The 8,123-nt window shown below is 49.7% G+C and carries 13 protein-coding genes; 4 read left to right on the forward strand and 9 right to left on the reverse strand.

Annotated elements, in window-relative coordinates:
* On the forward strand, nt 1–237 hold a 237-nt coding region (locus IQ256_RS29920), incomplete at its 5' end, for a hypothetical protein (RefSeq protein ID WP_228025346.1).
* Nucleotides 238–277: 40 nt separating this feature from the next.
* Here the strand turns inward: IQ256_RS29920 and IQ256_RS27565 are convergent.
* From IQ256_RS27565 to IQ256_RS27575, 3 genes are all read right to left on the reverse strand, one after another.
* Nucleotides 278–1,471 carry a MerR family transcriptional regulator gene (locus tag IQ256_RS27565; RefSeq protein WP_193858895.1) on the reverse strand — a complete coding sequence of 398 codons (1,194 nt, stop codon included), beginning with the start codon at nt 1,469–1,471 and terminating at the stop codon, nt 278–280.
* A gap of 213 nt (nt 1,472–1,684) precedes the next feature.
* Nucleotides 1,685–2,188: a hypothetical protein gene (locus tag IQ256_RS27570; protein ID WP_193858896.1), complete on the reverse strand. Its 504-nt coding sequence runs from the start codon at nt 2,186–2,188 to the stop codon at nt 1,685–1,687.
* Nucleotides 2,175–2,549, reverse strand: coding sequence for a nucleotidyltransferase family protein (locus IQ256_RS27575; protein ID WP_193858897.1), 375 nt, complete (start codon nt 2,547–2,549; stop codon nt 2,175–2,177). The genes IQ256_RS27570 and IQ256_RS27575 overlap by 14 nt, the downstream gene beginning before the upstream one ends.
* 246 nt (nt 2,550–2,795) lie before the next feature.
* On the opposite strand from IQ256_RS27575, the gene IQ256_RS27580 reads away from it, so the two are divergent.
* Nucleotides 2,796–3,041, forward strand: coding sequence for a hypothetical protein (locus tag IQ256_RS27580; protein ID WP_193858898.1), 246 nt, complete (start codon nt 2,796–2,798; stop codon nt 3,039–3,041).
* 24 nt (nt 3,042–3,065) lie between these two features.
* Here the strand turns inward: IQ256_RS27580 and IQ256_RS27585 are convergent, their stop codons facing one another.
* The 3 genes from IQ256_RS27585 to pyrH form a co-directional block, all read right to left on the reverse strand.
* Nucleotides 3,066–4,220 (reverse strand): geranylgeranyl reductase family protein, encoded by a 1,155-nt coding sequence (locus IQ256_RS27585; protein ID WP_193858899.1) that lies wholly within the window; start codon nt 4,218–4,220, stop codon nt 3,066–3,068.
* 107 nt (nt 4,221–4,327) lie between these two features.
* Entirely contained in the window at nt 4,328–4,849 is a 522-nt protein-coding gene (gene frr, locus IQ256_RS27590) for a ribosome recycling factor (protein ID WP_228025348.1), read from the reverse strand.
* Between the two features lie 22 nt (nt 4,850–4,871).
* Nucleotides 4,872–5,600 (reverse strand): UMP kinase, encoded by a 729-nt coding sequence (gene pyrH, locus IQ256_RS27595; RefSeq protein ID WP_193858901.1) that lies wholly within the window; start codon nt 5,598–5,600, stop codon nt 4,872–4,874.
* A 144-nt stretch (nt 5,601–5,744) separates the two neighbouring features.
* Between pyrH and IQ256_RS27600 the strand changes: the two genes are divergently transcribed.
* On the forward strand, nt 5,745–6,416 hold the full coding sequence (locus tag IQ256_RS27600) for a diacylglycerol/polyprenol kinase family protein (protein ID WP_193858902.1): 672 nt from the start codon (nt 5,745–5,747) through the stop codon (nt 6,414–6,416).
* Nucleotides 6,417–6,459: 43 nt separating this feature from the next.
* Here IQ256_RS27600 and IQ256_RS27605 read toward each other — a convergent pair whose 3' ends face one another.
* The 3 genes from IQ256_RS27605 to IQ256_RS27615 form a co-directional block, all read right to left on the reverse strand.
* The gene (locus IQ256_RS27605; RefSeq protein WP_193858903.1) at nt 6,460–6,798 is read right to left on the reverse strand and encodes a P-II family nitrogen regulator; all 339 of its coding nucleotides are present in this window, start codon (nt 6,796–6,798) and stop codon (nt 6,460–6,462) included.
* A 129-nt stretch (nt 6,799–6,927) separates the two neighbouring features.
* A complete protein-coding gene (locus IQ256_RS27610; RefSeq protein ID WP_193858904.1) occupies nt 6,928–7,296 on the reverse strand; it encodes an Hpt domain-containing protein in 369 nt (122 codons plus the stop codon).
* 120 nt (nt 7,297–7,416) lie between these two features.
* Nucleotides 7,417–7,581 carry a hypothetical protein gene (locus tag IQ256_RS27615; protein ID WP_193858905.1) on the reverse strand — a complete coding sequence of 55 codons (165 nt, stop codon included), beginning with the start codon at nt 7,579–7,581 and terminating at the stop codon, nt 7,417–7,419.
* Nucleotides 7,582–7,783: 202 nt separating this feature from the next.
* Here IQ256_RS27615 and IQ256_RS27620 point away from each other — a divergent pair.
* Nucleotides 7,784–8,123, forward strand: a 340-nt coding sequence (locus tag IQ256_RS27620) for a TetR/AcrR family transcriptional regulator (protein ID WP_193858906.1), incomplete at its 3' end; no start/stop codon positions are given.

Consider the following 8,123-nt stretch of genomic DNA (forward strand, 5'->3'; position numbering starts at 1 on the left):
ATTACTCTGGCGGACAAACAGAATACAGCCGCTAGCGCTACTTACTGCCAACCCACCCCGCCCGTTGGGCACCCCTCCGGTGGAAGGGATCTACTTCAGGCTTATGCATTTTGTTGCCGAGGTAATAACTGTTGCCCTTTTGAGATTGGCGATCGCAGTAATATTCAATACCGTTCTATACAACTGTTTTATGAAGCTATGAAAAACGGTGATCTGCCGACAAACCAGAGGTGGTAACATTTTGTCGCTGATGTGCGATCAAGTCGTGAATGGGAAACTATGCTTCTTCTAACCTAAGCTGCTGCTCAAGCTGTTGCAAATTTACGCCTAGTTCTTCTTGTAGAATGTAGGTAGCAACGCCACCAGGCGGAGGGCATTCTTTGTATTCTTCGAGTATGCCCAGTAGCAGATGCTTCGGTGCGATTCGCGATTCTCCTACTTCCCTAGCTTCGTCTTGTGCAATCTCAATGACTCTTTTCACTCTAGGCGCGAAGGGTAGCTGCGGCGGAAAAGTGCCTGCCGGGGGCATAGGCCGAGTACCCAACCACTTTTCTACAATTGGGCGTACGGCTTTATAGCTAATGCCCATAGAGTCTAGAGCTTGCGCGGCGACGCTTTGTCCTTCTGCTAACAGTCCTAGAAGAATGCCTTCTGTTCCTAAGATATGGAAGTTCAGCTCGCGAATGGGGATTTCGCCTAAACGAATGATTTCCTGCGTTTGGGCGGTGAAGATTTTGCGTCTTGGAATAGCTGCCTCTGTAAAATCGCCTAGCGCCATAGAGAAGATTGCTTTCAAGATGTACTCGAAAGTAGCGTTATCCATCCCCCAATCCGTGGCGATGCTTCCTTCTTGCTGATACATCTTTACAAGCGAGTCATAGATCTCTCCATCGCCTTGCACAAAAGATTTCATACTCCACAACCAACGCCTAGTCAGCATCCGTACGGCAGGACTGTTCAGATCGCTGCCTTTGTCCATTTCTACTCGAATTTGGTTGAGTATTTCTTGCCATTCATCTGCCCCTTCACGAAAGCGAATTTCAAGAACTTCTTGCTGCTCGGGAGTGAAGTATTGCGTAGTCATTGTGATCGTCTCCATTGCTTGAATTAGGTTTTCAACCGCAACTGATTGAGTATTCTCTAGCTCTGTAGCAATTCCGTTTAGACGATTAAGCAGGGTATGAGAGAGTGAAATTTGCTCGCGTAGGCGATCGCGATGCAAGTCAATTACCTGTGGCAGCGAGTAATCCGGGCTCTCTAAACATTTGCGAATTTCAGTCAGTGATAGCCCTAGCTGCCGTAGAGACAGAATCTGCTGAAGCCGGACGATATCGCGATCGCTATACAGCCGATGGCCGACGTCGCTACGATCAGAGGGCACTAACAGCTCAATTTCGTCGTAATAGTGCAACGTTCGAACTGAGAGACCCGTTTGCTTTGCCAGGTCACCAATTTTCAGTAAGCTAAGCATTAGACATCTTCGCTCTTTGCTTAATAAAGGATTGCGATTGATGAACTCATCCTAAAACCTGACGCTGCGTGAGGTGCAAGGGCAATCTCATATATTTTTATTACTAGTAGCTTTTGGCATCTATCTTCTTCACACCATGGCTTCACACCATGACGCGAGTTATGCACAAAAGTTACTTTTGACGTTGAGAGACAGCAAAGATAGCGGCTTAGCCTATTCTTCGAGTGCGATCGCCAGCTCTCTTAACCAACTGACAAAGTCACTCACCTCTGCTTCAAACCGAGCCCAGACCGTTGGATACTGCGCTATCAGCTCATCCAGGCGATCTAGCTTTAATTCAAACCCATAGATATTTCTCACCACATGACGAAACCGCAAGAACTCGTCTAAAAAGCTAGCAGTTTCTGAAGAGATAACAGCCCTACGCTGATTTCGCGCTACTGCCATCCGATCTAGAAGCCGTCGATGCCAAGACCCGTCCCTGGGAATACCACCATTGAGATCCGAAGCAATCAAGCAGAAGATACGTTCGCAGCCAGTATAAAAGTTGTGAAACTTCAGCGCTAAGCTCTCATAAAAAGAATCCCTATAGACAGGTGCTTCTCTGATATTCTGTTGTATTTTTTGAACTTGGTCTTCCAATTTCGCTAGCTTAGAAAGCTCTATTTCAATATCGTCGGCCAGGCCGTTCAAGGTTTGAGAATTATATGATTTCACTAATCACCCTTCCCGTTTCTATGACCCGCTTTCGAAAGTGAGGATCTAGCGCTTCCATCGGCTTAAGATCTATTTCTCGTTTGCTGTGCCTGTTGACAGTAGATAGTGCCAAAAAGAATCTATTAGGCTCCATACCTTCAGCCGCAATATCAATGTCAGAGCCTCGTCCGAACTTATTTTTTACCAAGGATCCAAAGACAATAATTTTGGTGGCGTGAAACTGTTCGCGCAATACGCTAGCGACTATCTGCACATCATCCCAAGCTTCTTTTTCCCAGACCTTGATTTGGTCGGCTTCTCTGGCTGCTTTGCTTCTCCAGTAGTCTATATATTTTTGCTCGACGTGGATTCGTGGTTCCATACTAAACTCCCATCTCAACCACTGTTCGCTGAAGTTATTTCGTGTAGTCTATTTATCTAGCGTACAACCGGACACCTCCAAAATAGTGAGGCCGAGATAGTTGGAATTGGATCTGTGAACGCTGAGTCAACTGCCAAAATCGTGACTTTTTGCTGAATTTCTCCCTGTGGATACAGTTAGGCTGGTCGCCATTCTGGTAACGTGACTTGAGCAATTCGCTGAGCAATTTTTACGGAGTACTCTTTGATGTCTGCTAACAAACCGCTGACAGGCTTGACTTTGATTGACTGCGCTAAGGCAAACGCCCCAGAAGGCGCTGAGGTAGCTGCGCGTCTTTGTGGCTATGGCGAAGATGTCAGTACATTTCGTCAGGCACTGATCAAGGCGGGTGAGGATGCGGGTATCACCTTGACAGGCGTAGACGATCTGATCATTGAGCCAACAGTCGCTAGTATTAATCAGCCTGTCTCTGATTTGGGTGCAGGCTCGTAGCGATATTGAGCGAGATATCCACGACTAGCTGCCCATACCAGGGATTAAGCTCGTAGTGATTCGCTTGATCACCCGATTGGCAATATCTGCGTAGCTCACTTCGCCCGCTAGAATTTGTCCCAACCGTTTTGTTGCGGTTGGGCGTTTTATTCCGACCCGATAGCCAATCTTGGGTACGCGGAAGAAGACGGTAGCAATTCGCTGAGCCCACTGCATATCCGCGCCCCAGCTTTCATGAATAAGCTGGCTGTAGCTGGCGATCGCACCCTCATCTCCTTCCAAGGCCGCCTGCACAGCCTGCGCTGCTAACATAGCGCTGTACATCGCCGGACGAATTCCTTCCGCTGTCAGCGGATCAACAATTGCCGCCGCTTCGCCAACGATCAGCGCCTGGTTCGTGTGCAGCCGATGATTACCATCCCACAGCTTCAGCGGATGCGTATAAAATCTTCCTTTCGCTGCCTCTACCCCAAAATCAGCCGCATACTGACTCAGCAGCTTCTCTGGATTTTTAATCGAATTACCCACAAAGCTGCTGACCCCTAGCGAGTAGCCCTGCGGCTTGGGAAAGCTCCACAAACAGCCATTTTTAGCCAATCCAAATTCAAAGCTAAACGCCCCCGGCTCAATGGGCACTGCCGTCTCTACTTCCAACACGCCCGCCGCTCGCAGCTTGTGCTCTCTAAAGCCCAACCAGTCCGCCATGGGGCCTTTCGCACCGTCCGCTGCAATCACATACCGCCCACTTAGGCTTTCTTCGGTTTGACCTGAAGTACCTAAATCAGAAGTAGTAAAGACTTTCCAGTGGTCGCTCTCAAAGGCTACGCCCGTGACTGTCGTTTGATCTTGGACCCTAGCGCCTGCAAGCTGCGCCTGTTCAACGAGGAACTGATCAAATACTTTTCTATCTACGCTCCAAATTGGATCGGTCTCTAGCTCGGCTTCTATGGCGTCGCCTAGTTTCCAGGTGTAGCGCACTCGACGAATTTCGCTGGCGATCGCAGGCGAAAAGTCAAAGTCGAACCAGTCTGCCACACTCGGCGATACCGCTCCGGTACAGGCTTTGTATCTCGGTAGGGCCGCTTTTTCTAGCAGCAGTACAGCGCATCCAGCTTTGGCCAGGTGATAGGCAGCCGAGCTACCCGCTGGACCCGCGCCGACGATAATGCAATCGAACATAGATGCACAAAAAAATGTGGAAATGGAGAAGGTGAAACATCTCCTCGCTTTAAAGGAGTGCTGATAGAGAAAGGAGTGCCGATAGAGCAGAGTGAGCTGGACGGGCCTTAAACTGTCTGAATTGCTTTTTCTTTGTCCGCTAGGGCTTGATCGATTTGTTTGGTGTATTTGTCTGTCAGCTTCTGCACCTCGTCTTGCATATCACGCGACTCATCTTCAGAGATATCGCCGTCTTTCTCTTGCTTTTTCGCCAGATCAATGCCGTCACGTCGAACATTGCGAACAGACACTCGACCTTCTTCAGCGTATTTACCCGCTAGCTTGGCAAATTCTTGACGGCGCTCGGTGGTCAAAGGTGGAATATTCAGCCGAATCAGCGCCCCGTCCGTGTTAGGGACTAGGCCCACATCCGACATCGAAATGGCTTTGGCAATTAGCTGCACAGAGCTAGGGTCAAAGGCTTGAATCATCAGGGTGCTAGCGTCGGGCGTAGTGATGTTAGCTAGTGACTTGAGGCTAGTGGGACTGCCGTAATAGTCCACCATGATTCGATCTAGCAGTGAGGCGCTCGCTCGTCCCGTGCGAATCGTATTGAAAGCGCGTTTGGTAGACTCAACCGCTTTTTGCATCGCAGATTCAACTTCACTCAGGTCAGCTAATTTCACAGGACTCTCCCACAATTGTTCCAATAGGTTCGCCCATCATGGCGCGATTGATGTTTCCTCTAACCGAGAGGTTAAACACCCTGATGGGGATGTTGTTATCTTTACACAGCGCGATCGCCGTGCCATCCATCACCTTAAGATCTTTTGCCAGAACGTGACTATAGGTGAGTGACTTGTACTGTTTTGCACTGGCGTTGGTGGTCGGATCGCTGTCGTAGACGCCGTCTACTTTGGTCGCTTTGAAGAGAACTTCGGCGTTGATTTCGGCGGCGCGAAGGGCGGCAGTGGTATCGGTAGTAAAGAAAGGATTGCCAGAGCCACCACCGAAGATGACGACTCTATTTTTCTCTAGGTGGCGGATGGCGCGGCGACGAATATAGGGTTCGGCCAGCTCCTGCATCGAGATAGCGGTCTGCACGCGGGTAGGCACGTCTATACGCTCTAAGGCGTCTTGCAGGGTCATCGCGTTCATGATCGTGGCGATCATGCCGATGTAGTCGGCGGTGGCCCTGTCCATCCCGGCGGATGAGCCTTTGACCCCTCTAAAGATATTGCCACCGCCGACCACGATGGCTAGCTGAATGCCTTCGTCGACAACGCCTGATATTTCTTGGGCGATCGCATCGACAATCGCTGGGTCAATGCCATAGGCCAACTCTCCCATGAGAGCTTCGCCGCTGAGCTTTAACAGTACTCGCTGATAGGGTTTGCCCATGCGTACTCTATAGTTAGTTGAGACAGTAATTTCTACATAAAGATAGCAGTCAAAGCGTTTGGGCGATACCCTATGCTGCTATTAGTCAGCCTTTATTTGATCTAGTCAGTCTTTCTTCGATTTAGTTAGCCAATCTAGCAAGCCGTGTCTCCTTTAGTTCTAAACTGCATTTTAGTGTTGGCTTGGCTAGCCTTTGTCGGCGGTCTTTCAGAAGCTGCCCGGCGGTGGGGATACGGACCAGAAATCACCCGCAAAATTGTTCACATCGGCGCTGGGCAGGTGATCTTGCTGGCCTGGTGGCTAGCGGTACCAGCCTGGCTGGGGATAGTGGCTGCTGTCTTCTTCAGTGGCGTTGCCCTGCTGTCCTATCGTCTGCCGCTATTGCCCGGCATTAACGGTATTGGGCGCAAGAGCCTGGGTACTTTCTTTTACGCGGTCAGCATTGGCTGCTCTATGGTTTGGTTTTGGCCGCTGCATCAGCCGCAGTACGCAGCTATCGGTATTTTGACGATGACTTGGGGAGACGGGCTAGCGGCGCTGGTCGGGCAGCGATTTGGCGCACATCCCTATCAGATTTGGGGTGAGAAGAAGAGCTGGGAGGGGAGTCTGACCATGCTGCTAGTGAGCTATATCGTCAGTGCGAGCGTGCTATTAGCCGTGCAAGGGCCGATTTTGACAACTTGGCTAGTAGCAGCGATCGCTGCGATCGTTGCCACCGTCCTAGAAGCCATCTCTAAATACGGTATTGACAACCTCAGTGTGCCGCTAGGCACGGCTGCTGTCTGCTTTTGGCTGCAGCAGATGCTGGGCCTCTAGCCTCTATTATCGGGAGCGTTTGGGTATTGGGTAGGGTCGTTGGCTACAGCGCGATCTCACCCTTTTCACCAGTGCGAATCCGAATCGTGTCATCCACCTGCGAAACAAAGATCTTGCCATCGCCAATTGTCCCGGTCGAAGCTGCTGCCGAGACCGTCTCTAGTACCTTGCTCAGCAAACTATCTGGAATAACTAAAACCAGGCGTTTCTTGGCCAAAAACTCTACGGTATAAGAGATGCCCCGATAGGTACTGGTCTGTCCTTTTTGGCGGCCAAAGCCCCGCACATCTTCTAGTGTCATACCGGTGGCCCCGATCTCTACTAGCGCATTCTTCACGTCCTGTAGCTTTTCAGGGCGGACGATCGCCTCAACTCTTTTCATAACTCCATGTTCCAAACGTAGGCTAAATCGGCAGTCTTTCCCAAGTGCGAGCCAAGCTTATTCTGTTGGATGGTCAATGAACTGTCGCAATTGTTACAGCTTATACCAATTCCACCCCAGCAGTTAGCGCTAGGTTCGTAGCTGAGACTGGATTTTCTGGTAGTGAATGCCGATTTCCTGCACTAGCTGACGGGCGTTGTGGGTTTCTCCGGCTCTAGCAGTATTCTCTAGCTCAAGGGCAATCTCAGCGATGGTGCTAGCCCCTACGTTTGCACTAGCACCTCTAAGCGAATGAGCAACATCTTCGATGGTTCTAGCGTTTTGGGTTGCGATCGCAGCTTCTAACTGCTGTAGGCTATTTTTTGCATCCTCTAGAAACATCGCCAGCAGTTCCGCCTCAAACGCTGCATCGCCACCTGCAAGCTGCTGTAGCTGCTGCCAGTCAAACTCAGCTGACAAAGTACTTAGCTGAGCTCGCCCTACACGATCTCGCCACATAGAAAAACTCCTTTGTACAATTCAAGGCTATCGCTAGAGCAAGTCTCCAATCAAAGCAATTAACTTTCTTTCCATATTCCTTTCCTCTACGAAGCGCTTTCTTGGCTGGAGAAATCTGCCCTAGCTTTGATCGTCCATACACCACGCCAGGAAAGATAGCAGCACTATCCAACCCACCCATCGGGGCCAGTAGATCCAGCTCCATAGCACCCCCGGAAAAAAGTCGAAAGAGAGGGATAGACACCAGGCGACAACCGTTACCAACAGCAGAACGATTAAACTCATAGCATTGAACTTGCTTCGGCATAGAGTGAGTAAAACCAATAGTAAGCATAGTAATAGTAAGCACAGTGAGCACAACTAATAACTAGTGTGTTGTTCTGTAAAGTGTTTTGTGGAAAACAACGTTTATTAATTATTGACGGCTAAAAATACTTTGTAGATGCCATAATTTCAGTCTCTCTAATTCAATCACAGGCCCTCGTCGATGCAGCTTTATAAACGCAAACTAGCCACTACAGAAGCCGATACTCAAGAACGAATTTTGAAGGCTGCTCAAAAGCTGTTTGCACGAAAGGGCTACGGTGGCACAACGACCAAAGATCTAGCCCAGGCAGCCGGCGTCGCTGAAGGCACGCTGTTTCGCCATTTTGAAAATAAGAAGGCCATTTTAGTCGAGGTGGCCACTCAGGGATGGATGGAAATCTTGACCGATCTGCTCACAGAGCTGAGTGAAATGGCCAGCTATAAGGCGGTGGCGCAGGTGATGCGTAAGCGGATGCTAAGTCTAAATGCCAATACAGACATGCTGCGGGTGTGCTTTATGG

This window comes from cf. Phormidesmis sp. LEGE 11477, from assembly GCF_015207105.1.
Classification (GTDB): Bacteria; Cyanobacteriota; Cyanobacteriia; order Phormidesmidales; family Phormidesmidaceae; genus Phormidesmis.